This is a genomic window from Paenibacillus peoriae KCTC 3763, assembly GCF_000236805.1.
GTDB lineage: Bacteria > Bacillota > Bacilli > Paenibacillales > Paenibacillaceae > Paenibacillus > Paenibacillus peoriae.
Genome location: NZ_AGFX01000018.1, coordinates 39,231 through 65,111, shown reverse-complemented (window position 1 = coordinate 65,111; position 25,881 = coordinate 39,231). Strand labels below are relative to the sequence as shown.

At 50.4% G+C, this 25,881-nt stretch carries 22 protein-coding genes; 2 read left to right on the top strand and 20 right to left on the bottom strand.

From position 1 onward, the window contains the following. Window positions 1–219: 219 nt before the first annotated feature. The gene (locus tag KQI_RS0111215; RefSeq protein ID WP_010346842.1) at window positions 220–1,941 is read left to right on the top strand and encodes a cellulase family glycosylhydrolase; all 1,722 of its coding nucleotides are present in this window, start codon (window positions 220–222) and stop codon (window positions 1,939–1,941) included. Between the two features lie 93 nt (window positions 1,942–2,034). Here KQI_RS0111215 and KQI_RS0111210 read toward each other — a convergent pair whose 3' ends face one another. Next, on the bottom strand, window positions 2,035–3,270 hold the full coding sequence (locus KQI_RS0111210; protein ID WP_010346841.1) for a S1C family serine protease: 1,236 nt from the start codon (window positions 3,268–3,270) through the stop codon (window positions 2,035–2,037). Window positions 3,271–3,773: 503 nt separating this feature from the next. Here KQI_RS0111210 and KQI_RS0111205 point away from each other — a divergent pair. Beyond that, entirely contained in the window at window positions 3,774–3,980 is a 207-nt protein-coding gene (locus KQI_RS0111205) for a hypothetical protein (RefSeq protein ID WP_010346840.1), read from the top strand. Here KQI_RS0111205 and KQI_RS0111200 read toward each other — a convergent pair. The 19 genes from KQI_RS0111200 to KQI_RS0111110 form a co-directional block, all read right to left on the bottom strand. Continuing rightward, a complete protein-coding gene (locus KQI_RS0111200; protein ID WP_010346839.1) occupies window positions 3,949–4,755 on the bottom strand; it encodes an MBL fold metallo-hydrolase in 807 nt (268 codons plus the stop codon). The genes KQI_RS0111205 and KQI_RS0111200 overlap by 32 nt on opposite strands. Before the next feature lie 6 nt (window positions 4,756–4,761). Continuing rightward, window positions 4,762–5,526, bottom strand: coding sequence for a two-component system regulatory protein YycI (gene yycI / locus KQI_RS0111195; RefSeq protein ID WP_010346838.1), 765 nt, complete (start codon window positions 5,524–5,526; stop codon window positions 4,762–4,764). Between the two features lie 18 nt (window positions 5,527–5,544). After that, entirely contained in the window at window positions 5,545–6,894 is a 1,350-nt protein-coding gene (locus KQI_RS0111190) for a YycH family regulatory protein (protein WP_010346837.1), read from the bottom strand. After that, the gene (gene walK / locus KQI_RS0111185; RefSeq protein WP_422120970.1) at window positions 6,891–8,645 is read right to left on the bottom strand and encodes a cell wall metabolism sensor histidine kinase WalK; all 1,755 of its coding nucleotides are present in this window, start codon (window positions 8,643–8,645) and stop codon (window positions 6,891–6,893) included. Before walK ends, KQI_RS0111190 begins: the two co-directional genes overlap by 4 nt. A gap of 71 nt (window positions 8,646–8,716) precedes the next feature. After that, window positions 8,717–9,448 (bottom strand): response regulator YycF, encoded by a 732-nt coding sequence (gene yycF / locus KQI_RS0111180; protein ID WP_007433193.1) that lies wholly within the window; start codon window positions 9,446–9,448, stop codon window positions 8,717–8,719. Window positions 9,449–9,682: 234 nt separating this feature from the next. Then, entirely contained in the window at window positions 9,683–11,206 is a 1,524-nt protein-coding gene (locus KQI_RS0111175; protein ID WP_010346835.1) for a M23 family metallopeptidase, read from the bottom strand. Between the two features lie 276 nt (window positions 11,207–11,482). Further along, a complete protein-coding gene (locus tag KQI_RS0111170; protein ID WP_010346834.1) occupies window positions 11,483–12,103 on the bottom strand; it encodes a hypothetical protein in 621 nt (206 codons plus the stop codon). Window positions 12,104–12,250: 147 nt separating this feature from the next. Beyond that, a complete protein-coding gene (locus KQI_RS0111165; protein ID WP_010346833.1) occupies window positions 12,251–12,967 on the bottom strand; it encodes a GntR family transcriptional regulator in 717 nt (238 codons plus the stop codon). A gap of 19 nt (window positions 12,968–12,986) precedes the next feature. Beyond that, complete coding sequence (locus KQI_RS0111160; RefSeq protein ID WP_010346832.1) at window positions 12,987–14,012, bottom strand: CehA/McbA family metallohydrolase; 1,026 nt, start codon at window positions 14,010–14,012, stop codon at window positions 12,987–12,989. Then, window positions 14,005–14,472, bottom strand: a complete 468-nt coding sequence (locus tag KQI_RS0111155) for a hypothetical protein (RefSeq protein ID WP_007433198.1) — start codon at window positions 14,470–14,472, stop codon at window positions 14,005–14,007. Before KQI_RS0111155 ends, KQI_RS0111160 begins: the two co-directional genes overlap by 8 nt. After that, on the bottom strand, window positions 14,469–15,956 hold the full coding sequence (locus tag KQI_RS0111150; RefSeq protein ID WP_010346831.1) for a hypothetical protein: 1,488 nt from the start codon (window positions 15,954–15,956) through the stop codon (window positions 14,469–14,471). The genes KQI_RS0111155 and KQI_RS0111150 overlap by 4 nt, the downstream gene beginning before the upstream one ends. Before the next feature lie 31 nt (window positions 15,957–15,987). After that, window positions 15,988–16,830, bottom strand: coding sequence for an ABC transporter permease (locus KQI_RS0111145; protein WP_010346830.1), 843 nt, complete (start codon window positions 16,828–16,830; stop codon window positions 15,988–15,990). 2 nt (window positions 16,831–16,832) lie between these two features. Beyond that, window positions 16,833–18,002, bottom strand: coding sequence for an extracellular solute-binding protein (locus KQI_RS0111140; protein ID WP_010346829.1), 1,170 nt, complete (start codon window positions 18,000–18,002; stop codon window positions 16,833–16,835). A 103-nt stretch (window positions 18,003–18,105) separates the two neighbouring features. Continuing rightward, window positions 18,106–19,137, bottom strand: a complete 1,032-nt coding sequence (locus tag KQI_RS0111135; RefSeq protein WP_010346828.1) for an ABC transporter ATP-binding protein — start codon at window positions 19,135–19,137, stop codon at window positions 18,106–18,108. 28 nt (window positions 19,138–19,165) lie between these two features. Further along, entirely contained in the window at window positions 19,166–19,990 is an 825-nt protein-coding gene (locus tag KQI_RS0111130) for an ABC transporter permease (protein WP_010346827.1), read from the bottom strand. Window positions 19,991–20,419: 429 nt separating this feature from the next. Continuing rightward, window positions 20,420–21,706, bottom strand: coding sequence for an adenylosuccinate synthase (locus tag KQI_RS0111125; RefSeq protein ID WP_010346826.1), 1,287 nt, complete (start codon window positions 21,704–21,706; stop codon window positions 20,420–20,422). 377 nt (window positions 21,707–22,083) lie between these two features. Continuing rightward, a complete protein-coding gene (gene dnaB, locus KQI_RS0111120; protein ID WP_010346825.1) occupies window positions 22,084–23,442 on the bottom strand; it encodes a replicative DNA helicase in 1,359 nt (452 codons plus the stop codon). Between the two features lie 2 nt (window positions 23,443–23,444). After that, window positions 23,445–23,888 carry a 50S ribosomal protein L9 gene (rplI, locus tag KQI_RS0111115; RefSeq protein ID WP_010346824.1) on the bottom strand — a complete coding sequence of 148 codons (444 nt, stop codon included), beginning with the start codon at window positions 23,886–23,888 and terminating at the stop codon, window positions 23,445–23,447. Continuing rightward, window positions 23,885–25,873, bottom strand: a complete 1,989-nt coding sequence (locus KQI_RS0111110; protein ID WP_010346823.1) for a DHH family phosphoesterase — start codon at window positions 25,871–25,873, stop codon at window positions 23,885–23,887. The genes rplI and KQI_RS0111110 overlap by 4 nt, the downstream gene beginning before the upstream one ends. Window positions 25,874–25,881 lie beyond the last annotated feature (8 nt).

Sequence of the window (25,881 nt, the reverse complement as noted above, 5' to 3'; positions counted from 1 at the left end):
CTTCTTTCTCCTGTCTTGGCAATCCACGCTACTCTAATCTCCGCGTAGGGCCATAGATTGTACACTCATTCCTACCTTTTTGCAATGATAACGCTTACAATAATAAAATATCTAATTATAACATGATTCTTCCATTAATTATATATGTATTATATAATGGAATAGTATGGTAACATATCACCAGAAAGCGCTTTCAATAAAATTGTAAAGGAGACTATTATGTTAAACCGAAAACCCGTTTCATTGCTGTCGTTGACTCTTGCCATTACTCTAGTATTATCTATGTTCGCGTCCATTGCCGCCGCTGCGGAATCTGACGAACGAGCACGGCCAGCTGCCGCCACAAGAAATATGCAATCGTATGTGGAAGCCATGCAGCCGGGATGGAATTTAGGAAATTCTCTGGATGCTACCGGAGCAGATGAGACATCATGGGGCAATCCGCGCATTACCCAGGCGTTGATCCAGCAAATTGCTGCCCAAGGATACAAAAGCATTCGTATTCCTGTCACCTGGGACAAGCATATTGGAGCAGCACCCAATTATACCGTTGAGCCCGCCTACATGAACCGTGTGGATGAGGTTGTTCGCTGGGCACTGGATGCCAATCTGTACGTCATGATCAATGTTCATCATGATTCATGGATGTGGGTAAGCAGTATGGAGCCCAAGCACGATGAAGTGCTGGCTCGCTATAACGCAATATGGACACAAATTGCCAAACACTTTAAAGATAAACCGGACAAGCTGATGTTCGAAAGCATTAACGAGCCCCGTTTCACCGAAGGCGGAACAAGCGATGAAGCGAAAGCGAACCAGATGCTCCAGGAACTGAATGTGTCCTTCCACAAAATTGTCCGCGCCTCCGGTGGCAACAATGCCACTCGCCCACTTGTTCTGCCGGGCTTGGATACTTCACCTGCCCAAAACAAGATCAATGAGCTGTACAACACGATGACTAAGCTGAACGATCGCAACCTGATTGCCACCGTCCATTATTATGGATATTGGCCTTTCAGTGTAAATATCGCGGGTCATACCACTTTTGATAAAGAGACCAAAGACGATATTACTCAAACCTTTGATAACGTCTATAACACCTTTGTAGCCAAAGGTATTCCGGTTATTGTAGGTGAATTCGGTCTACTCGGCTTCGATAAAAATACAGGCGTTATTGAACAAGGCGAAAAGCTGAAGTTCTTTGAGTTCTTAACCTATTACTTGAAAGAGAAAAAAATAACAGGCATACTCTGGGATAACGGCCAACATTTCAACCGTACAGCATACAAGTGGTCCGATCCTGAACTCTTTAATGTCATCAAGGCCGGTTTGAAAGGACGTTCCTCCAATGCTGCCAGTGATCTCATTCACTTGAAGAAAGGCACTGCCGTTCAGGATGCCAAGGTCACCTTAAACCTGAATGGCAACCAACTGAGCTCCCTCAGTGTCAACAACAAACAACTGAAGAAAGGCACCGACTACACACTGAGCGGTGACACATTAACTTTCAAGGCCAGCTTGCTTACCAGCCTGATCACTTCTGGCAAATATGGCGAAAATGCAGTCATCAACGCCAAATTTAACAAGGGTGCAGACTGGAATTTTAAAGTAGTCGTGTATGATACACCAAAATTAAGCGCTACCGAGGGGACTACGCAAGCCTTTACCATTCCAACGGACTTCCGTGGCAGCCAGCTTGCCACAATGGAAGCTGTTTATACCAATGGCGGCAATGCCGGTCCGCAGGACTGGACATCCTATAAGGAGTTTGGCAATACCTTTACTCCTGCCTATGATGCCAATGGCATCAAGCTGCTGCCTGAATTCTTTAACAGCGTGAAGGATGGTGAAGTCACACTGAAATTCCATTTCTGGAGCGGCGATGTGGTGACATACAAGATCACCAAGAGCGGAACCCGTGTGACGGGAAAGGTATCTTAAGCTAAAACAATACAACCGATAAACTGAAAAGGCGTTCCCCGGATACTAAGCCGGAGAACGCCTTTTTTTATAGTTATGCCTGTAAGCTAAATCCTAGCCTTCCGGCTTATCCGTTAATTTTAACATCACCGTTTCTTCCTTGCCTGCCCGGTAAAAGGTAACTTCCAGCTCATCGCCAATCTTCTTGGTATCATACAAGTAGCGGCGCAGATCAAGCGTGGAGTTGATCGGCTCGCCATCAAAAGCGGTGATGACATCGTTCAGCTTCAAGCCTGCCTCTTTGGCAGGGCCGTGGGCTTCCAGAACCACTGCACCGTCCTTCACGCTATCGGGTAGCTTGAGTTCCTTGCGCTGTGTTTCATCCAGCGGTGCGTACTCATTATTGAGGTCAACCGTATAGACCCCCAGATAAGGGCGGGTGATCTTGCCATCCTCAACCAGCTCATTCACCGTCTTCATCACCTCATTGGCGGGAATGGCGAACCCAAGTCCTTCAACCCCGGTATCGGCGATTTTCATCGTATTGATACCAATCACACGTCCGTCCAGATCAACCAGCGCACCGCCGCTATTTCCCTCATTAATCGCTGCATCAGTCTGGATTACGTGCTGCTCCCAGTCATATACGCCATCCTGATTAATGGAAATGGGAATGATCCGATTCGTATAGCTCACAATGCCAGAGGTAAGCGTGTCACCCAAGCCGAGCGGATTGCCAATAGCAATCACGGTCTCGCCCAGACGAAGCTTGCTGGAGTCGCCGATATCAGCTACCGTGCTAATGCCTTTATCATCAACCGCCAACACGGCAATATCACTAATGCGATCCTTTCCGATCAGCTTTGCCTCTTTTCTGACACCGTCCACGGTTACAATATCCAGATCGTCCGAGCCTTCGATGACATGGTTGTTCGTCATAATGAAGGCTTTGCCGGAGCTCACCCGGAAAATAACACCCGATCCAAGCGCCGACTGCTCCGTGCTGTTACCGTTCCCCTCTTTCAGGTTCACGATGCTGACGACAGCCGGGCGCACCTTGGCTGCGGCCTGCACAATCCGGTCATATGGATCACCTGCAGCTTGCCGCAAGGAATAATGGCTTGCTCCGGTTACCGCTGTAGTGGAAGGCAAACCTGTAATAAAGCTGAACAGCAGCACAGCAACCACTGCACTGACGACCCCGCTAATGACAGCAGCTTGCATCGGACTCACTCCGCGGTTCCGGTGTGGCCAACGTCCCCTTCCTCCACGGCGTGCCTTGAATGTCGTTTTCTTAGCCGCACGTGTAGATACCTTTGTTGAATAAAAATCGTCTCCAAACAAGCCCATACTAATCCTCTCCCCTTCGTTGTCATGCACCGACACTCACTAAAAAATTAGGGCTATTCGGGCTTGCGCCAATCTATGCTACAGAGAACCTGCTCCGTTGATCATCTCAAGTGGATTGAACATCCCCCATCATCGGGATTCAGCAACCAATCGTTCCAGCTTACTTATCTATCACCACAAATGGCGACTTCCCAAGCAACCGGATCTCATAAAATAGCATACACGCCGAATCTGACGCCGAATAGAGGAAAAAGGAGGAATGATTTCCAAACCAATGGACTACAATAGTAACAAGTCTTCTATTCTATTACAAAATGATCGTCTCATAGAGACGTTCTGGCCTGTTCCCGTCCGCTTAAAGCAGCCTATACTTTTGCATGAGAGCCTTCCTTCAGAAAGCTATCTGTTGTTAGCTTCATTGTATCACAGCACCCAGCAAAACCACAGGCAGAACCAAGCTTATCACACGCCATTTCCAAAATATTTTTCAGGAGGAATATATGATGAATTCACATCGTTCAGCTATGGATGAAGTTCGTATGGCTGCCAAGCTTGCGGATTTAAAGGACGAGCATTACCGCAACACACTGGCGCTAAGTACATTGATTGAACTACTGGTGGATAAAGGCGTTGTAACCCGTGAAGAGGTAGAACACAAAGCCGCCGAGCTGGACAGCTTTATGGCTCACTTACCTTATCCCAAGGTGTAGGACGATCATAATACGTATCGCACAACCGGAACTCACTGTCCTTGTAAAAGCAACCGCGGTCCTCCATTGCTCCGCGTACGGTCAGCTTTGCAAGCTCCATCATGTTGTGGTCACGGCTCAAATGTGCCAAATACGTTCGCTTCGTCCGTCCTGTCAGCAGCTCGCTAAGAATCGCGCCCGCCATCTCATTGGATAAGTGACCGATATCGCTGAGAATACGACGTTTGATGTTCCACGGGTAACGCCCCATCCGCAGCATCTCCACATCATGATTAGCCTCCAGCACTAATACGTCTGCGTCTGATATCGCCTGCTTCACTTTGTCGCTGACATAGCCGAGATCAGTCGCTACACTGAGCTTCTCAGCCCCATCGTAAAAGCTATATCCTACAGGCTCGGCTGCATCATGAGATATACCAAAAGACTCCACGCGCAATGATTCAAATTCCCGCGTCGCGCCTGTGTCCAATATTCTGCGGTTCTCGTCCGCAATTTGCCCGACAGCATTGCTGATGGCAAACCACGTCTTCTCATTGGCATACACAGGTAAATTATATTTACGCGCCATGGCGCCTAGTCCTTTAACATGATCGGAATGCTCATGCGTGACCAAAATACCATCCAACTCTTCTCCGCTCAGATCGCGTTCCTTCAGCAATTCATCAATACGCTTCGCGCTGAGACCTGCGTCGATGAGTAATGTCGTGTCTTCGTTCCGCACAACGGTAGCGTTGCCGGTCGAACCGCTCGACAGCACGGAAAATGAAATCCCCATATCTGTTCAAGACCCTTCTGTATGTTCTGTCTTTGGACTAATGACATCTCCGTTCATCTGTACATAATAAACACCTTTTCCGTTATCCAGCATAAACCGCCACACGGGGGCGGCCACCTGACTATCCGAGTTAAAGGTCTGTCCATAATAGCCGAGTCGAATATCCTTCACAATCGAGTCACGCGGCAAATAGCTATCGATCAAGCGTGCCAAGGCCTTGGACGCAGGCAGCATTTTCTTCGCTTCGTCTGAGGGCTGGAGAATCACCTGAATTTTACGATATCCTGTAATCTTCTGATTGCTGTAAAACAGAGCCAGCTTCACATTAAACAGCGGCCACTTGTCCTGTACCAACGGATGCAGCACAAAAGCGTCCGTCTGTCCAGATACCGGCTCCTCCTGAATATCCAGTGGATCATACTGGTAGTTGTCGATATCCTTGATTTGCGGCTCCAATGCCTCAACCAGCGCATCGTGGGTGAATACAAGCTTGCTGTCTACCGGCTTCACCAGTTGCACGCGATCATCCTTTTCCCCATTATGAACATACGTGTAGGAAAGCTTGGGCAACTGCGGGGTGTCCCCGGGAATCGGAGCCAGCACCTGAATGCTCTTTTCTTCCATTAAACGCTGCGTATTTTCATCCAATGAAGTAAAATCCAAATTCGGGCCTGCCGTTTCCTGCGCATCATGCCACAACTGGTAACCCAGCACCGCATTGAGCAGTAAAAATGTACAGATCAGTACGTTTTTGGCGCGACTCCAATCCATTCCCGTTCCCCCTTCCTGTCACCTTTTTGTCTCCTGAGATAGCTGCGTTTGTGGTGAATTCGATGCTGTCGATGCTGTCGTTACCGGAACAGCATGAATCTCTGCGATAGAACCGTCGCCCAGCATAACGCGCCATTCGGGAACAAGCTTCAACCCATCATTGGTCAGCTCCGGCTGATATACAGGAGTTAGATCCCTAATGGTTTTTCCTTTGCCTACCGTCTCCAATTGCTTCTTCAAGGTGTTGCCGCCCGGAAGCATGACCTTCTTCGAGGATTGCTCCCCACCCTTGAGGTACAGCAGCGAACGATCATAGACAGATGCCGTTTCCTGCTGGACTTGCAGCGAAATTGTACCAAAGCGGAATGACGGTGTATCCAGCACCGGATAAGCCCCGTAATACTGCTGAAACAGCACACTCGTACGATTTTCATCGCTGCTTCTCACTTTCAGCTGATAAGAAGCATCCCAGCCACCATGTTGATTTACAAAATCAACTGCGGCCAATACATCCCTGATCGGGCTGCTTCCGCTCGCCCCGGGGGCGCCGGGATCGGTATAGCTCATCCATCGCTGATCCTGCTTGATTTGCAGACTCCGCTTGCTGTCAGTATAAATTTGGGAGCCGTCCTTCTCCTGAATATTGCGCGTAATCCCCGGATCGAAAAACAAATTCCGCTGCATCTGCTCTGTCGTAAACAACCCGGCATACACCACAGGCTGTACCGTCTCCAGATCGTTAACGGGAATGTAGTACTGATTATCCACCAGCTCGTACAACGGGGCATTTTTGCCAAAATTCACATGCTGTCTTATATCCTCCACCGTCATGTCGAACTGGTTCGCCTCATACACAACATCGCCTCTGGCACTGAAAAAGAGCGCATGCGGCTTGGCATTCTTTTCATCGATATAGATCCAGATGCGGTTAATCGTCTCTCCCTGAAATACTGAATCCGGCGTCAGACGCATGACGCGCTCCAGTAATGAAACGGGGACGCCGCCCGAAAACGACAATTCAATCCCCTCATTTTCGCTGCGAATCCGCGCCCAGTCCGCCGACTGGATACTCCGACGTTGGAAATTGTTAAAGCTCCGGCTTTCCAGCCGTGTATAAATCAAGTCGTAAAAAGCAACACCTGGATAAAAAACGGTATGCTTTTTGCCCCCTTGGTGAATGAGCATTTTATCGGGAAACACGAGGTTTTCAATCTTTTTCTCCTGCCCCATGCTTTCGGTCTTCACATAGTTTGTTTCTGAAGTGAGTACAGAATCACTGCCTGGAAGGCGGTAGATCAAAAAATAAGTCTGTATCAGGCTGGAAGCCACCAGAAAAACAAGCGCCCCTGACTTCAAACGTTCCTTCACTGTGCTTCCCTCCCTTCACCCGACATGGGGAGCGTAAAGGTCGTGCAGGTCCCTTGACCATATTCTGATTCCAGAAAAATCTGGCCTCCATGAGCCTTTACAATTTCCCGGGCAATCGACAGCCCTAATCCTGTCCCCCCCATATTGCGCGATCTCGCCTTGTCTACACGATAAAACCGTTCAAAAATCCGGTCCAGGTCCTTTTTCGGTATACCAATTCCGGTATCCTGTACCGAAATGGACAGCATCCCTTCACTGTTGCGGCGAGCTTCAATCCGAATACTCCCACCCTCCGGCGTATATTTCAACGCATTGGACATCAGATTGTCCAACACCTGATCAATTTGATCCCGGTCAATTACGACCTTGCCGATCCCCTGCTCTACGAACATTCCTGAGCGAATGTGCTTTTGCTTCATTTGAAAAGAAAACCGATCCGCCACTTCGTCCAGCATCTCCATCACATCCGCAGGCTGCATCCGCAAAGGCGCTTCATTGGAATCAAGCCGCGACAGATGCAGCAAATCCGTAACCAGCCGGATCATACGCTCCGTCTCGTTGCGAATTACACCCACAAAGCGCTCCGCAAGCTGCGGCTCACTCATCGCGCCGTCATCCAGCGCTTCGGCATAGCTGCGGATCGTCGTCAACGGGGTGCGCAGCTCATGGGATACATTCGCCACGAATTCCCGTCGTGTCGTCTCCATCTCCTCCTGCTCCGTCACGTCCTGGAGCACGGCAATCGTTCCCGTAATGCCAAATTCCCGCCGATGAATCGGCGTGAACGTCACGCGGATCACGATGGGCTCATCCTGTCCTGCAGGCTCCAGCTGCAGCAGCGTGGAAGCCGAAGAGCCGCTATACAGGGCCTCGGTTTCCTCCGGGTCGATCCCTAGCAGTACCGCGATATGTCTACCGGTCATTTCATTCTCGTTCACGCCCAGCATGGCGCTGGCCCGACGGTTCACCAGAATGACCCGGCCATGATCATCTGTAGCGACCACACCGTCGCTCATATTGGTCAGGATAGAGGAAAGCTTCTCCTTCTCCTCTTCATTTTGGGACAGCGCCTCACGCAAGCGACCTGTCATATAGTTAAAGGCCACGCTGAGCCTACCGATCTCATCTTCACCAAACACCGGCATCTGCTGGTCAAACTTGCCCTCTGCAACCTCTGTCGCATGGCGTGTCATCACCTTGATCGGGTGTGTAATGGTATGCGCCAGCACCACGCCCAGCACAGCCGTCAGCGCCAGCGCAATCAGCATAGCGGACAGAAACACATTGTTAATGCGTTTCATCGTATCGTACAGCTCGGTCATCGAAGCGGCGATGTACACCGCGCCGACGATTTTGCCCTGGCTGATGACAGGTTTGGCGACGACCTTTTTACGGACATTATCCTCGTCCACCATGTACTCCTCGTTATCGCGAATCCCTTGGAGTGCGCGACTGACGACGGTCTGCGTGTTTTTACGCCCGACATAATCGGCGTGTGAGCCTTGAGAGGTAATCAATACCTTGCCGCTGGCATCCAGCACCTGAATTTCTGCACCGCTGAAATCGAACAGATTGTTCACCCGTGCGCGCAAGCTTTCAACGCTGTCTTCTTCCATTTTACCGTCACTGCTGCTCAAATCCTGCTCTGCCAGCACGGACAGCATTTCCGCCCGTGCCTGCAAATCCTGTGTAAAATTACTCGTCAGAGAGTTCTTCATGGAGCTGACAAAATAGACTCCGATCAGCTGCATCGCCACCAAAATAAGCAGCACATAAATAATAATCAGCTTGGCATGAATGGTACGAAAGAAAGACAGCCATCTCATGCCCGCAGGCCACCTTTGCTCCCGCTAACAATATATCCGAGTCCACGGCGTGTCAGGATGGTCTCCGGTTTGCTCGGATTTTCCTCGATCTTCTCGCGCAGTCTCCGAATCGTCACATCCACCGTCCGTACATCCCCGTAGTATTCGAACCCCCACACCGCCTGCAGCAAATGCTCGCGGGTCATGACTTTTCCGGTATTCTTCGCCATGTAGTGCAACAGCTCATACTCTCGGTGTGTCAGATCAAGCGGCGTCCCGTTTTTGTAAGCTGTATACATATCTGTATCAAAAAAGAGGTCACCCACGCGCAGCCCTTGCTTGTCCTCCTGCGGACGACTCTCCGGCGTACTTGCCCCGCCGCGCTGCTGTCTGCGCATCTGTGCCTTTACCCGTGCCAGCAATTCCCGTGTACTGAATGGCTTCGTCACATAATCGTCCGCACCCAGTTCCAGCCCCAGCACCTTATCAATCTCGCCGTCTTTGGCGGTCAGCATAATAATCGGCGTCTGGAGCTGATGCCCGCGCACCTCGCGGCATACATCCATCCCGTCCATGCCCGGCAGCATCAGGTCCAGCAAAATCAGGTCAGGCTGCTGCTTGACCGCAATATCCACCGCGCTGATTCCATCAAACGCGCAAATCACCTGGTAGCCCTCTTTTTCCAAATTGAATTTCAAAATATCAGCGATAGGCTGCTCATCATCCACGACCAGAATCGTCCCCTGCATACAGCGTTCACCTCTTCTCACGGATCATCATTTATATTGATCTTTCGTGTGTTAATACCCATAAGATGCTGATTCTATTCTATCATACCCACGCGCCATTCCATTACTTCTTCGGACCCTTTTCTTTACGCAGAAAAAACCATGCCTGCACCTGACCTTAGTCATGCAGAAAAACATGGCCTTTCCCCTTGATCTTCATGAACCCTCAATAACCCATCGTTATCATCAACTTATCTATCTTAAATACGTCATTGGATTTTGTGCGGTATTATTTTTGCGAATCTCAAAGTGTACATGTGTGCCTGTTGAACGTCCGGTGCTTCCCATGATGCCAATCGCTTCACCCTGCTGAACGACCTGGCCCACATTAACACCAATGCTGTTCAAATGCCCGTACACCGTTTGGTAGCCGTTGCGATGGTCAATGATAATGACATTACCGTATCCACTCTGTTGGCCTGCAAATGTGACCACACCATCATCCGAGGCCTGAATCGTATGATTGCCGACCAGATCAACACCTTCATGCATGCGTCCCCAGCGTCCTCCGAAGCTGCTCGTCATGATTGCACCCGCCGTCGGCCAGGCAAATTGCCCCGAGCCTTCTCCCATGACCTTCGTGCCTCTTAGAACGACCTCGGTAACAGACGGTTGCAGCACTTTCTGACCGAGCCATTCCTCTTGCACGACCTCACCGTTCTCCTTGGTCAAACGATAGTCCATCTCTTTAAGACCCGCTTGTCCCGGTCTGACGACTTTGGTGACCCCTGCCTTCAATTCATCACTTTGGCGAATCTCAACCTCAGGCTCGATGGCAATCTGCTCGACGACCTTCTCTACCGTCCGTACCGTGACTGGGGCCTTGGGTGCAGTGACCTTCAATTCGTCCCCAATCTGTAGATACAGCTCGCGCACGCCAGGATTATTCTGCTTAATATCCCAAGCCGTCATATTGAATTTAGTGGCGATGGACGACAATGAATCGCCTTCCTGTACCGTGTACGTTACAGGCTCCTCCTGCCCCTCGATCAGCACCTTGACCGCTTCTGCCTCCGTTAGCACCTTGTTAGGGTCAGCTTTCACAGGCTCATATGCAATTTTCTCACGGATACTGGCAGACTCCAGCCATGCTTTAGGAGTTTTGGTACTAGCACTAGCATGACTGCTGCCTACCGCCGTCTTGCGAACCAGCCCTTTAATACCTGTAGCCTTACTCTCACTCGCAGGTGTGTATTTCTTCTGTACTTGCTTTAACGCCGCCTGTGCCGTCGCTTTATCCTTCACAATGCCAACCGTCTTTCCGTTGACCTTCACTTCGACCCCTTTGGCATACGCTGTCAGCATACCGTCCAGCTTCTTCAGCGTGGCTGCGCTGTCGATATCCGCTTTATATGCCTTCTCCGTGCTTGTTGTTACCGCACTCGTATTAACTACCATGTCCACGCCGGGATACTTGTCCTTATACTGTTTGCTCTTTGCAGCATACAGCTGCTTCAACTGCTGCTCATTCAGGATATTGCCGACCTCGACGCCCTTTACATACACTTTATAATAAGGAACCGTATTGGCTCCAACATACTGATTGCCAGCAAAAATAAGACTGCCTGCAATCACTACGCCGCCTGCCGTCCAGCTCAGCCATTTTTTCCGTCCGCTCCACCATGTTGCTATTTTTCCTGCTTTACTAGCAGCATTGCTTTCAACGCTTGAAACCTCATTGCTGTGATCTGGTGAATACTTTCCCTTAGAAACCTCCATAGTCCTCTCCTTTTCAGCATATCCTCTCTCTATTAAATGCGTTCGTTATTGTTCTTTTCCACGATAAAAGTAGTCATTTTGCAAGTCTATATAAGTAATTAGTCGCTATATATCATTACGTAGTTGCGTAAAAGGTTTCAAAAATTTAACCTTTTCACAACACAGTTTACTTTAACATAGCTTTTACAAAGAATTCAACTGCACTCCAGTTCCTTCCTGGCACGCAAAAAAATCCGCGCCCGGCGCGGATTCCATCGTCTTATTTTGAATATATTATTATTTGAGCATATTCATCAGCTTGTTATACTCTTCTTTCGTCAAATACTTCGCAAGCACCTGCTGAATATCCTGAAGCTCCTGCTCGGTCAGGCCGCCTTCCATCGCGGCTGATATTTTCTGCATCTCCTCCGGCGGCAGCTTATTCATCAAAATCGTAAAAATCTCCTGTTTCTGCGCAGCAGGCAAATTGTTCTTCTTCTCCGTTAAATGATCGGGCGTAATCACCAAGTCATGGCCTTCAATACTGGTCGACTGACCTGTTTCAGGTGTAGTGGCACCTGTACCGCCTTTACCCTCGTCCAATCCCTGTCCCATGACGGGCAGAGCACCGTCCGGTGGGGTTGCATTTCCCGAGCTCCCGCCCGTTTCCTTGTTTTTCCCTGTGTCTGAGCTTTTACCCGTATCTGTGCTTTTACCTATATCCGTGCTTTTATCTACGCCCGAGTTCCCATTGAGCCAGCCCAGTCCCCATATCGGTTGACGATCGAGCTGAATGTTGAATTGCCGCAGCAACGATTGAACATAAGCATTCACGACCACACCTGTCACAGCCAGCGTTAGAACGCTGACCAGCACCACTGTCATTCCTTTTTTGAGCAGCCATCCAAGCCATCTCATATCCCGTTACCTCCTTCATACGCAGCTTGCCATGTGTACATCATCATGAAGTGCATATCAATCAGTATTGACGAGATATGACGATTTTTAACCCTTGGAATATGTAAAACTAGTACGATTGAATAGTAGATATGATCTAGCAGTCGATCAGCGGGTCCGGCGTACCCAAAAGCGGAAAATGTCATTGCGGACATAATCCAGTGAATATAGCACCTGCCGATTCAGCTCATCATAATGAAGCTGCTTGAGCAGTAATACCGTAGCCTGTGGCTGTTGGAGCAAACGTGTCGCGTGGGCATCGTGATCATTCGGAACGGTAAGCTCTGAATATGCCCCTACAATTCGTACCCCGGCCTGAAGCTCCAGACTTTGAAATAAGGACCCTGAAAAAGAGCCGTCTTCCAAAATAGGACTCGCTAACTTCTCCGGCATCCAGTTTATAGAGTGCGCCACCGCCTCCCCGTCCGCGGTACGCGTACGCTCCAGCACAATCATCGGCTCATGCTCGGAAAGCTCCATTCGGCCGGCAATATCCGGGGGACACGCTGAAATCCTCTGAATCGATTTCAGTTGCTCGTCCTCCCGCAGCCCTGCGGAACGGATCATATCCCCGATGCTGTACAAGCGATCCAATGAGCTGGGAATGCTGGGAAGCGGACGAGTGGCGAACGTACCGCTCCCGTGCTTCACCAGTAGCTTTCCTTCCGCTTCCAGCTGGCGGATGGCTCCACGCAGCGTCGTACGCGACACTCGGAACGATTGAGAAAGCACCGCTTCCGAAGGCAGTCTGTCGCCCGGGCCAATCTGGTTAGCCTCTATATATTCCTCTATGAGCAGCTTAATGCTCTCTTGTTTGGTCGACACCGTCCAAAGCCCAGCCTTTCTATCGTAATGATTGAATTCCAGCGATATAAATCGGATTCGTAAAAGCAATCATAGTAACACAGTCTTCCATACAGCCATACAGCTCGGCTCGTATCCAGCCCTTTTCTGCCGGGTCTTGCAGTGTTATCGTATATTCTCCTGATTGAGCAGGAATGTAGATTTCAGAGCATGTCCCCTGACGGCTGGTCAGCAGCAGACGAAGGCTTTGCGGCTCCAGACGGTAATGGGCAGCTCTGGTTTCTGTATCCAACTGTATTGTCACCGACAGTGCATCTTCTACCTGCGGCTCTACATATTCCCCGATACGATAACGTTTGTCATTCCCCTTAACCTGTGCCTGCATCGTCAGTAGCGGCCCCATCGTAACCGATACGGAGCCGTTGCGAATCGCCTCAACGGCCCGGATCGCCAAGGTCCCCTGTTCTCCTGCTTCCTCCTGTACACCCAAATAAGTGACCGCCGGAAGGACATCATCCGGTTTGGAAATGTGCCAGTCCCGACCACTTACCGCTGTGATGCGATATCCCTGATTCAGCAAATCCGTCCACATCGCGAATGCCCGCTGGCTGTCACGCTTAATCGACGGCATGAGCGTTGACCATACCTCGATATAATCGACCTCATGCCAGTCCTGGATGGTGTATTCCCAAAAACACCCCGTACAGATCGGACTTCCAATCCTGAACGGATGGGCAATCCCTGCAATACCTCCCTGCTCATGCACCTTCCGAATCCCCTCGTGAATATCGTCCGGCCCGAGAACACGCCAGTCAATAAAGCGGTCTACCCCAAGCGTCAGCATATGTCCGTAAAAGGTGGTCCATTCCATCCCTGGAATGATCGGGACACCAAACTGCTGCTCGACCCGCTCCTGATCTACAAGTGCCGACTGGGTATTGTGATCTGTCATGGCGATGCATTCAAGCCCAAGATTGGCTGCACTTTGAGCCAGCTCCTCCAGTGTTTGCTTGCCGTCACTGTGAAGCGTATGGGTATGAAGTTCCGCCGGAATCCATTTAACCATGTGCGGCATCCTCCCCCCATACCTGAATGCTGTATGCCAGCGTCTCTGTTACAACGGCATGCAGACTGACGGTTATCCTCCACATTCCTGCGGGATTGTCGCCTGCGACAAATCCCGGCGAAGCCGCGGAAGGACCCAGTCGATGCTCCTGCTGCATCTCGGGGCGGTGCGCATTGCCCCGATGGCGAACAGGATCATCGACAGACAGCGTTAATAAATTTTGCAGTGGCGCATACTTCTTCCACGCGTCCTCAGCATGACCCGGTTCATCGTATCCGTATCGGCTCATACTCGCTTCAATCATGCTTCGAGCCTGCTCCTGATCCTCCAACAGCTTGGGGGTGTATGAAAATTGAATGTGAATGATGTCTGCCGGCTGTGAAATATGAAAAGAGTACGTAATATGGCTCTGGGTACAGGAACGATCAACTGTTCCTTCTACATACAGCAGCTTGCTCATACATGCTCATCCTTGCCTATCGAGTGATCCGCAGCATGAGCCGCAGACCCTGCTTCATCTGCCGCTGCCCACAGAATACCTGTTGGGGTATCCCGCGTTAGCTCAAGCACCCGGTTGGTACGAATCCCCGGCTGCTGCGGCAAATAATTTTCGTTCAGCATAAAAGCATACAGCCCCGCCACCTTCATCCGGTCAGCACCACCTTCCAGCAGCACTGCTCTGATTTCCGCTATATCATCCAGCGCAGGCTCTCCCGATAGCTTGATCGTTGTGGAAAAGTGTGACTCAGCCCCCTCATAAGCGGCTCTGAAATCGCCGAGTCTCAGATCATGATGGCACGATGAATACCACTGCTCGGAGCCATGCAGGCGGAGCTGGATATCGACACAGGCATCCTCTTCACGTCGATTAAAGCCCGGTCTGGATGGCAAAGCGTGTTCACCGTCGGAACTGGGCACAGGATATTTGGAAGTCTGGATAAAAACATAGCTGCGCTGAGAAGCAAGGGCGATAGATGACGCAAGCGATGGCATTTCCAGCTCCTGCTGGCGCTCCATTTCCCACCCGGTGACCTGATAGGCAAAAGGAAAACGACTCATAACCGCCTCACGCGGCTCTTCCTCTGGCTTCCACTGGAAGGAAGGTGTCAGCATAAAACGGTAGCCTGACGTAATACGATCTGTAAAGTTCCCATTGGTCGTAGCCGATTGAAGAACAGGATGCCCGCCGAGAGCATATTTTCCCTGGAAAGGAGTAGTGATGTGATGAGGGCCTTGGAAAACAGCATTCAGCACATGGCCTTCCGCATCCAGTTCAACACGATACATCCATTCAATGTCAGTTGTTCTTCCCCACTTGCTCATTAACAGCGGTGCTGGCGTTCCTTCATCCTCATGGCTGAACATCATCTGATATTCGATGATCGTCCGTTCTTCTTCCTCTGCCACCGAATAAAATAGAACCAGCGGCGTATCCGTGAAACGATTTTCATAGGGATGGGACAGATTGCGACCGTACAAAAGAGGGGTGTGACGATAGACAAGCGATCTGGCCGAAGCATCAGCCACACAGCGCAGCTCGACCCCGTCGATCCATGCTCTGGACACCAGCGGAGCAGACTCCAGTTCCCGGAATTCCACATACACCTCATAATCGCCTTCCTTCAGATACCCCAACAAACGAGTGTACACACCCAGGCTGCTGCCATAATACAAGATAACGTCCTGATTATAGACATCGTTCAGGTAGAGGCGTACGAAGGCTGATTCCCGATCTGCCGCAGCCCAGTCGCTCTCCGAGCGGGCCAGCAAATCAAGCTCTGCGAATCCGTCTTCCGGCATGGAAAACGTGAATCGAAACCCGTTCCCCGTGCTGAGCTCGACCTCGGCTTTGTGTAAGGCAATCCGGTACCCGCAATCCAGCAGGTCTTTTTCCTGTAATTCCCCGCGAAACCCGGTCATCTGCACTTCTGCTTGGCTGTTCATCCCTGTAACCTCCTTAGTGTATAGCGGCCATCTAGCCCGCATCCGCATCCTTCACCATGGTTCGAATATAAAAGTAGCCCATGAAAGAACACAGTAAAAACATAAACACTGCCATAGCGCTTGCCGTATGCGTTTCCTGATAGCTGGAAAATACCTGCTGCATGGCGACACCCAATACCTGCGGCGAGTTGGCACCGATCAGGAACGGAGCTGTGAAGCTGCCCATGATTCCCATAAAGATGAAAGTCACCGCTACCCACATCGTTTTGTAGGAAAGGGGTAAAATAAAGCGCCCAAACAGCTGCATCGTGCTGGCGCCCGCATCTCTGGCACTTTCGACGACAGCGTTCGGAATGCTGGCAAGTGCCGAGCTGAGCAGCATGGTTGCGAACGGGATGTTAAACCACAAATTAGCCAGCACCAGCCCTTTGTAGTCATAAATAATCCTCGGAATGGTTTCTATGCCGAGCGGCAGCAAAAGACGTGCAGCCCAGCCGTGATTGCCATACATCGTAATAATCGCATACGTTGCAATTACTCCGGGAACAAACATCGGAATAAAATACAATCGGCCGATCCATTTCACGACGATCTCTTTGCCGAATCTCAGGTAGATCGCCAAAGCATAGCTGATGACCAGCGTAAGGATCGTCGAGACTAGCGTGACATTGATCGTATATATGATATTTCTGCGCATGGCAGGCTCCGTGAACAGCCGAATATAGTTCGCCAGGCCATAGCCGGTTCCATGCTGATCCATCAAGCTTTCCTTCACGGCATAGAGAATGGGAATAATAACGACCACCAGCAAAATGAGAAAAGACGGGATGACTAGGGCAAGCCCCACCATCCCTCTTTTAGAAGATGAACTCATAATCAGCCGCCTGCAACTTCACTTTGCCAGCGTTTGTAGATTTCCTGCTGGAGCTCGCCGCTGTTGAAGCTGCGGTAGCCTGAGGATACGCTGTTGAATTTCTGTTGCAGCTCACTTGGCATCAGACTCCACTTGATCCCCGGATAGCCATACATTTTATTGATAACAACCTTCTGCGCTTCCGGTGTCAGCACATAGTTCAGGAATTCTTGTGTCGCTTCCTTCTTGGAAGAAAGGGATGGAACCATCAAATAAGACGGACCGCCTGTAAAAGCAGGATCAATCTGCGTCAGCTTGATCGTGTCAGGCAGCAGTCCTTTCGCCATTTGCTCCAAGGCCATATCGGACCAGGCTGGAATCATATCCACTTCTCCGCTCGCAAGAATATCAAGCGTGCCCTGATTCTTTTTCGGATAGACACCCTTTTGATACATCGAAGGCCCCAGTTCCTTGAGCAGCGAGAAGCCTTGATCCCATTTCTTCATATTAGCCGGATCACTGCTGTTCATGGCCTCTGGCGGGAGGAAGTTATAGATGACGGTATTTACAAACGAACTGCCTGACCCCCCCGTTGACGGGTCATTATAAGCAAATTTGCCGGGGTGCTGGCGAATCCACGCATACAGTTCGTCCGCTGTTTTGGGAGGCGTAGCCACCTTCGCACTATTATAGGCAAGAACTACCGAAGATGCGCGGTATGGAATAGCCTGATTATTTACTTGCTTCAGATAGGTTTCATCGACATTGGTCAGGTTCGGAACCTTCTTGGCGTCCATCGTGTCCCACAGTTGTTCACCTACGCCTCTGGTGATGTCATCCAGACTACCCTCGTACAGATCGATATCCACATCTGTTTGTCCGCTCTTTTTGGCTGCGATCAGACGATCCAGCGTCGATGCACCTCCGGTTCCGGCTGGTAAATACACTAATTTGACCTTAATGCGATCATTTTTAGCTTCAAAATCTTTAATTAAGGTTTCCCATAACTCTTTGACGTTCAAAGATCCGCCAGTGTACAAGGAAATCTCCGTCGTGCCTGCAGTTGCCCCTGCTTTCGTATCCTCGGCCTTTCCTGTCGTGGTTGCGGCCTTGCCGCTGGTTCCACATCCGGCCAATAACGATAGGCTGAGCACCCCAGCCAAAATCAGACTCATCTTCTTTTTCCCAAACACGTTGTTTCCTCCTTTAGATGGTTGCACAAGTTCGCAATACCGCTAGATGATGCATTCATGATGGATTGATATTGAAGCGATGCAGAAGGTTGATGGCAGACATTCACTGTGCTGCTGGAAAAGTAACAATTTTATTGAAGCTGAATCTGATTTGCTCTCCACTGCGCAGCTCGGCAGCCCGTTCACGCGGCACAAACATTTTCAGATGATCCGTACCACTGTCCAGCGACACCTCGGCATAATGCCCGAGAACCATCACCTGTCGGATCGTTCCAGACAGAGACAGGTTGTCCTCATTCGTCAGAACAATATCCTCCGGCCTTACACCTACCATAGATTCACCTGTGTATTCATGCTCTTGCGGAAAAGGTATTCCACTCACGGAGACACTGCGACCTTTGCTCACCCCCCTTAATAAATTGATGCGGCCGATAAATCCTGCCACAAACAGCGACTGCGGATTGTCATAAATCTCCTGCGGCGTCGAAAGCTGCTCAATCCGGCCTGCATTCATGACTACAATCCGGTCGGAAATGGACAAAGCCTCTTCCTGATCGTGGGTAACGAACACCATCGTCATACCCGTCCGCATCTGGATGTCGCGCAGTTCCTCCCGCATCTCCATCCGCAGCTTGGCATCCAGTGCGGAGAAAGGCTCGTCCAGCAGCAATACTTCCGGCTTCAGCAGCAGAGCACGGGCAAGCGCTACCCTCTGCTGTTGGCCGCCTGAGAGCTGGCCGGGCGTTTTGCGTTCCGCCATCTCCAGCCGAACCAGCGCCAGCGCTTCCTTGACCTGGCGGTCAATCTCCGCCTTTTTCACCTTACGGATCTTCAATCCGAAGGCCAGATTGTCATACACCGTCATATGCGGCCACAGATTATAGCTTTGGAACACCATAGCTGTCGGGCGCTTTTCGGGAGGCAGCTTCAGTACGCTTTTACCTTGAATCCGGATGTCACCGGCGTCTGGGTCAAGAAAGCCGCCAATCGAGCGCAGCACGGTTGTTTTGCCGCAGCCGGACGGCCCAAGCAGCGTCACCAGTTCCCCCTTCATTACGTCAAGTGAAATGCCTTTGACTCCGTCTCCTGTCTTGAAGCGTTTGGTTAACTCTTGAATGGATAGTTGAATGGGCATTAGCTTAGGCTCCTTTTGACCAGTTACGTTATTTCACCTGAAATCCGCCTGCCAGTACATCCGCACTTACAAAACGCTTGGCGGCTAATAACAGAATAATCGTTGGCAGAGTAAGAATGACCGAGAAAACAGCACCCGTTGTGCTCGGATAATCGGCAATGATGGAATACATAATGACTGGCATCGTTTTATAGTCCGGTGTTCCGACCAGCAGTGTCCCCTGTGCCTCATCCAGTGAAGCGAGAAAGGTAAAGATGGAAGCAACCACAATGCCGGGCAACGCCATGGGAAAGGTGATTTTCCAGAACACCCGAAACGGTCCGGCTCCGACATCCCGTGCGGACTCCTCCTGTGCGCGATGTACGCTGCGGAACGCAGAGGAAGGAATCCATGTCATATACATGAGTGTGTTCACCATGTGGATGAGTACAATGCCTGCAAAGGTGTTCATCAACCCAAATTGGTAGAACAGCACGGCAATAGACACATACAAACCCATTTTCGGAAAAGCATGCGTGAGCAGGAATGAGAATAGAAACCACTTACTGAGCGGAAAGGAAATTCGTGCAAAGGCATAGGCAGCAGGAACACATACAATAATCGAGCAGACCGTAACGGTAATAGCAATCAGGAAGGATAGGGAAATCGAGCTGAGTACGTCATCCTGGGTAAGTACAAACTTCCACCATTCCAGTGACAAGCTCTGTGGGAGCGGTGCAGGATACTGCCATTTTCCCGAAACCGCCAACAGAAGCAGATTGGTCAGAGGCCCCAGAAAAAAAATGACGAAAACGACAAGCACGATGAATTCCACAATTTTGCGTGTGCCGAGTGAGCGAAGATACCAGTTCATAATTCATCCCTCTCAAGACGTCTAGACGTCCGAATCTCTTTTCAATTTGGATTATAGAGAGGGTTTGTTATCACAAATCGACAAGGAAGATAAGATTATGTAAAGGGGGACTTAATATAAGGCGAACGAAGATGTACACGAAGCGCCACTGCGCGAACGGATGGTGCTTACCATCGCTGTTGTGCCCGTATTTCCTTAAATCAAGCTAAAATGGTTGAAATCCGGGCACAAAGGCGAACGCTATCGCTTGTACAGCACCATTCCGTCCACTTCATTCTCGTTCCACTTGTTCTATTCTTTAGTTCATCCTGTATAGGAAAAAACCAAAAAGAGAAACCTGGAGTCTTTGGAAAAGACTGGGTTTCTCTTTTGAAAATAGCTATATCATTGAACGGGGCAATCGTCTTACAAAGCCCTGTTCGCTTTGTCTTACAAGTAAATCGGAAGCACCTGGTTCGTTTGATCACGGTTACGACCCACAGAGAAGATAGCGATTGGAATGCCTGTCAACTCAGATACGCGTTGTACATAATTGCGGGTTGCCTCAGGCAGCTCCTCCAGTGTTTTCACACCAGTGATGTCCTCGCTCCAGCCCGGCATTTCTTCGTATACCGCCTCGCACTCTGCCAGCATTTTCAGACTTGCTGGATAATGCGTGATGATCTCGCCACGGTATTTGTAGCCTGTGCAGATTTTGACTGTTTTCAGACCTGTCAATACATCCAGTGAGTTCAGCGACAGACCCGTAAGCCCGCTGACACGGCGGGCATGGCGCACAACAACGCTGTCAAACCAGCCTACACGGCGAGGACGACCTGTAACGGTGCCGTACTCATGACCTGTCTCACGGATATAATCGCCGATCTCATCGTTCAGCTCGGTTGGAAACGGTCCATCGCCTACGCGAGTGGTGTACGATTTAGCTACACCGATCACTTGTTGGATTTTGGACGGTCCGACACCGGAACCGATACATACGCCGCCAGCCGATGGGTTGGAGGACGTTACGTACGGATACGTACCTTGGTCGATATCGAGCATAACGCCTTGCGCACCCTCGAACAGTACCTTACGGTTCGCGTCAATCGCATCATTCAGCACAACAGACGTATCACCTACATAAGGGCGAATAAATTCCGCATACTCCAGATATTGCTTCAGCATTTCTTCTACATCCAGCGGCTCACCGCCGTATACCTGCTGGATCACTTGATTCTTTTCCTTCGTTAGATGACGCAGCTTCTTCTCGAACTCCTCCGCATCCAGCAAATCAGCAATACGGATACCATTACGTGCAGCTTTATCCATATAAGCAGGGCCGATCCCTTTACGTGTCGTACCAATTTTGTTAGGACCCTTGCGGTCTTCTTCCAGCACGTCCAGCGTCATATGGTAAGGCATAATCACATGTGCACGGTCACTGATGACCAGATTTTTCGTAGAAAAGCCATTATCATGAATATAATTAATTTCTTCAATAAGAGCGGCCGGATTCACTACCATACCGTTGCCAATTACACACTTTTTATCTTCATAAAAAACGCCGGATGGAATCAGGCTCAGCTTGTACTTTTTACCGTCAATGAGAATCGTATGACCAGCATTGTTTCCGCCTTGGTAACGGGCCACCACTTCAGCACTTTCTGCCAAATAGTCTGTGATTTTACCTTTGCCTTCGTCTCCCCATTGTGTTCCCACAACGACTACAGTTGACATGTTTCATTCCTCCGTGGAGTGCCCACAGACACTCTGATTTTGAGCTGACACACTACGCACATCTGACTTTAACTGTCTCAGCAAACAGATATGGAGCGTTCTCGGACAGCAGGAAAAAACGTCCGTCGCTGACATTCCGTAGATCGGAAAGCCCCGGGCGTAATGATCTCCCCACTGCGTTGAAGCAGCACTATAAGTGTACCAGCACCATTTTTCAAAGTCAAATAAAAAACGAACAATATATTACATAAAAATAGTATTGTTCGTAATTGGGAGTTTTAATCCTGATATGAAAATATGTAAAAAGCCTATGAAAAAGCTCTTTCGACATCGTGAGACACGCGTCAAAAGAGCCTTTTTCTAATGATATGAATACGTTAGCCAGCGAACGCATCCGAGTGGGCACGCTCGTAATTGGCGAATTTATTATAGTTTTTGAGAAACACCAGCTCTACCGTTCCGACCGGGCCGTTACGTTGCTTGGCTATGATAATCTCAATAATGTTTTTCTTTTCCGTTTCCTGATTATAGTAATCGTCCCGGTACAGAAACGCAACGATGTCGGCATCCTGCTCGATGGAACCCGATTCCCGCAAGTCACTCATCATCGGTCGCTTGTCTTGACGCTGCTCCACACCCCGGCTCAGCTGGGACAGGGCAATAACAGGCACTTCAAGCTCACGGGCAATTTGCTTCAATGTCCGTGAAATTTCAGATACCTCCTGCTGCCGGTTCTCGCCTGCTTTGCCGCGCCCGTGTATGAGCTGCAAGTAGTCGATTACGATCATGCCCAGTCCCTTTTCCGTCTTGAGACGGCGGCACTTGGCACGGATATCGGCCACAGTGACACCAGGCGTATCGTCGATATAGATTTCTGCCTCGGACAAGGCTGCAATTCCCATCGTCAGCTTCGCCCAATCCTCGTCGCCTTTAAATTCACCTGTCCGCATGACGTTCGCGTCCAAATTAGCCTCGGCGCAGATCATACGCTGTACGAGCTGTACCGCCGACATCTCCAGACTAAAGATGGCTACTGTCTCTTTCGCCCGCACGGCAACGTTTTGCGCGATATTCAGGGCGAACGCCGTTTTACCTACAGATGGACGGGCGGCCACAATGATCAAGTCATTGCGCTGGAACCCCGCCGTCATCTTGTCCAGGTCAACGAATCCAGATGGGATTCCGGTTGTGTTGCCCTTGTTTTGATGCAGTATTTCGACACGGTCGAACACTTCCATCACGACATCGCGGATGGCGATAAAACCGCTGCCTGAACGACCGTTGGATATCTCCATGATCTTGCGCTCGGCATCGCTCAGCATACCGGCGACATCCTCGCCGTTGCTATAGCCTTCGCTCACAATTTGTGTAGCTGTGCGAATCAAGCGACGAAGCATCGCCTTTTCTTCAATAATCTGGGCATAGTAGTCCACGTTGGCCGCTGTTGGCACCCCGTGAGCCAGCTTCGCCAGATAACTGACACCGCCGATATCCTCCAGCTGACCTTTGTCCTGAATCTTCGAGGTCAGCGTAACCAGGTCAATCGGCTGCCCGGATTCACCTAGCTCAATCATTGCTTCGTAAATCATCTGATGAGCCTTATCGTAAAAATCCTCGGTCTGCACCCGCTCCATCGCGGTAATCAGTGCTTCGGACTGGAGCAAAATGGACCCGATAACCGCCTGTTCAGCCTCCAGATTTTGCGGAGGAATCCGATCAAAAAATTCGCCGCCCATAATTATTCTTCAGTCACCTGGACCTTCAGCGTAGCTTTGACCTCAGGATGAAGCTTGACGGTCATTTGAGTCACGCCCAACGTACGAATCGGTTCTTCCAGCTCGATTTTGCGTTTATCCAGCTTGATTCCAGTTTTGGAAACAGCCTCTGCGATTTGCTTGCTTGTAATCGCGCCGAATAGCCGTCCACCTTCTCCAGCCTTCGCTTTGAGTTGAATCGTTGTCTCTTCCAGCTTTTTGCCGAGTACTTGTGCTTCTTCCTTTTCCTCTTGCTTGCGTTTTTCCTCAGCAGCGTTCTGATTCTCCAGCGTCTTCATATTTCCTTCCGTTGCTGGACGGGCAAACCCACGCGGCAGCAGAAAATTCGCTGCATAACCGTCAGACACTTCCTTAACCTGCCCTTTTTTACCTTGGCCCTTCATATCTTTAATGAATATCACTTTCATTCAAATAACCCCTCTTCCCCATCAATTTCGGCCAGCACGTCGACCACTCTGCGCTCGGCTTCCTCCAGCGAGCAATCCAGCTGGACCGCCGCATTCGTCAGATGTCCTCCGCCGCCTAGCCGTTCCATGACGACCTGTACGTTCATGCGCCCGAGCGAACGGGCGCTGATCCCCACCAGGCCGTCAGGACGTTCACTGACCACAAAGGAGGCCAGTACATCCGTCATATTGAGTAATGAATCCGCCACCTGTGCAATCAGAAGCTGCGGTATTTTTTGTCCGGGCTCTGTCACCGCAATCGCGATGTGGCCATATATCATTTTAGCATGCTTAATAATTTCCGCCTTAGCAATATATTCATCCAGGTCCTCTTTTAACATGCGCTGGATCATGACTGTATCTGCCCCGCTACGCCGTAAAAAACCGGCTGCCTCAAACGTACGCGAGCCTGTATGCAGGGAAAAATGCTTGGTATCCACCGTAATCCCGGCCAGCAGCGATGTCGCCTCCAGCGGTGTCAGCTGGACCTTCTCATGGATATATTGCAGCAGCTCGGTCACCAGCTCACAAGCCGACGACGCATACGGCTCCAAATAGATCAGAACCGAATCGTTAATAAATTCCTCGCCCCGACGGTGGTGATCTACAACGACCACCCGGCTTGCCGTCTGCACGAGACGCGGCTCAATCGTCATCGAGGCCTTGTGCGTATCCACCACGACCAGCAAGCTATGCTCGGTCATGCCCTGGAGCGACTGCTCCGGCGTCATCAGTGCCTGTGACAGCTTCTCGTCCTTGTTAACCTGCTCCATCATCCGGTCAATGGACGGATTGGATTTATCCAGCACGATATGGGCTTCAACATTATACAGTGCTGCGGCCTTCCACACCCCGATGGCCGCTCCCAATGCATCCATGTCCGGTATTTTGTGTCCCATGATCAGCACGCGGTCGCTCTCCTGCATCAGATCACGCAGCGCATGGGCAATGACTCGAGCACGCACCCTTGTACGCTTTTCGACAGCATTGGACTTGCCTCCATAAAAGGACAGGCGCTGCCCAGCTTTCACTGCTGCCTGATCGCCCCCGCGTCCGAGCGCCATATCCAGACTGGACTGAGCCAGCTCGCCCAGTTCCTTGATGCTCTCCGCACCGAAGGACAAACCGATGCTCAGTGTCATAGGCACTTTCAAATCCGCCGTCATTTCCCTTACCGTATCCAGAATGACGAATCGGCTCTGCTCCAGCTCCTGAAGCGCTTTATGATTCAGCATAATGAGATAGCGCTCAGATGACAAGCGGCGCAAATAAATACTGTAATGGTTGGCCCAGGACGTAATCTCGCTCGCCACCTTCGCAATAAGCGCAGTGCGCTGCTGATCATCCATCCCCTGAGCGGCCTCGTCCATATTGTCGAGCATGACGATACCGAGCGCCAATCGCTCGTTTTCATACTGCTTGCGCAGCACCGCCAGCTCCGTTACTTCATACAAGTATATCAGGCGTTCATCCGGCACGATCAGGAACTGATAGTAGCGCTCATCATGCTGTAGCTCCACCTTCAGCTCGCGAGTCAGTTCCTTTGTTTCCTTTTTGGCACTTAAAGCTCCTGCCAGTTGGGGAAATAGGTCCTGCAGAGGCTCGCCTATCAGCGACTGCTCCTCAAACATCTCCCCGGTAAACCGATTGTGCCATTCTACCGTTCGACTTTCACTGTATAAAATGATCCCAAACGGCAGTGAGCTGATGGCTTCTCCCTCTACCCGCTTGATCCGGAATGAAAGACCGCTGATATATTGATTCAGCTCTCGACGAAAATCCAATTCCGTCTTCAGCATCATCCCGCCAAGCAAGAATGACAGCAGCAGTCCTATCACACCCAGTTCCCAATTGTACATGGAAATACATATGACAAGCACCAGCAGCAGCAAAAACGCCCAGACGGTTTGATAGCCGTGCCAGCGTTTTTGTAGAAATTTAGGCATGACTGTTC

Coding starts and splice junctions, on each gene's coding strand:
- KQI_RS0111135 (WP_010346828.1), bottom strand. CDS start 19,137: ATGCCCATTCAACTATCCATTCAAGAGTTAACCAAACGCTTCAAGACA.
- walK (WP_422120970.1), bottom strand. CDS start 8,645: ATGCAGCTGATCGGAGTCTATTTTGTCAGCTCCATGAAGAACTCTCTG.
- yycI (WP_010346838.1), bottom strand. CDS start 5,526: ATGGATTGGAGTCGCGCCAAAAACGTACTGATCTGTACATTTTTACTG.
- KQI_RS0111215 (WP_010346842.1), top strand. CDS start 220: ATGTTAAACCGAAAACCCGTTTCATTGCTGTCGTTGACTCTTGCCATT.
- yycF (WP_007433193.1), bottom strand. CDS start 9,448: ATGCAGGGGACGATTCTGGTCGTGGATGATGAGCAGCCTATCGCTGAT.
- KQI_RS0111110 (WP_010346823.1), bottom strand. CDS start 25,873: ATGCCTAAATTTCTACAAAAACGCTGGCACGGCTATCAAACCGTCTGG.
- KQI_RS0111210 (WP_010346841.1), bottom strand. CDS start 3,270: ATGGGCTTGTTTGGAGACGATTTTTATTCAACAAAGGTATCTACACGT.
- dnaB (WP_010346825.1), bottom strand. CDS start 23,442: ATGGGCGGCGAATTTTTTGATCGGATTCCTCCGCAAAATCTGGAGGCT.
- KQI_RS0111200 (WP_010346839.1), bottom strand. CDS start 4,755: ATGGGGATTTCATTTTCCGTGCTGTCGAGCGGTTCGACCGGCAACGCT.
- KQI_RS0111175 (WP_010346835.1), bottom strand. CDS start 11,206: ATGGAGGTTTCTAAGGGAAAGTATTCACCAGATCACAGCAATGAGGTT.
- KQI_RS0111205 (WP_010346840.1), top strand. CDS start 3,774: ATGAATTCACATCGTTCAGCTATGGATGAAGTTCGTATGGCTGCCAAG.
- KQI_RS0111145 (WP_010346830.1), bottom strand. CDS start 16,830: ATGAGTTCATCTTCTAAAAGAGGGATGGTGGGGCTTGCCCTAGTCATC.
- KQI_RS0111160 (WP_010346832.1), bottom strand. CDS start 14,012: ATGGTTAAATGGATTCCGGCGGAACTTCATACCCATACGCTTCACAGT.
- KQI_RS0111130 (WP_010346827.1), bottom strand. CDS start 19,990: ATGAACTGGTATCTTCGCTCACTCGGCACACGCAAAATTGTGGAATTC.
- KQI_RS0111170 (WP_010346834.1), bottom strand. CDS start 12,103: ATGAGATGGCTTGGATGGCTGCTCAAAAAAGGAATGACAGTGGTGCTG.
- rplI (WP_010346824.1), bottom strand. CDS start 23,888: ATGAAAGTGATATTCATTAAAGATATGAAGGGCCAAGGTAAAAAAGGG.
- KQI_RS0111155 (WP_007433198.1), bottom strand. CDS start 14,472: ATGAGCAAGCTGCTGTATGTAGAAGGAACAGTTGATCGTTCCTGTACC.
- KQI_RS0111125 (WP_010346826.1), bottom strand. CDS start 21,706: ATGTCAACTGTAGTCGTTGTGGGAACACAATGGGGAGACGAAGGCAAA.
- KQI_RS0111150 (WP_010346831.1), bottom strand. CDS start 15,956: ATGAACAGCCAAGCAGAAGTGCAGATGACCGGGTTTCGCGGGGAATTA.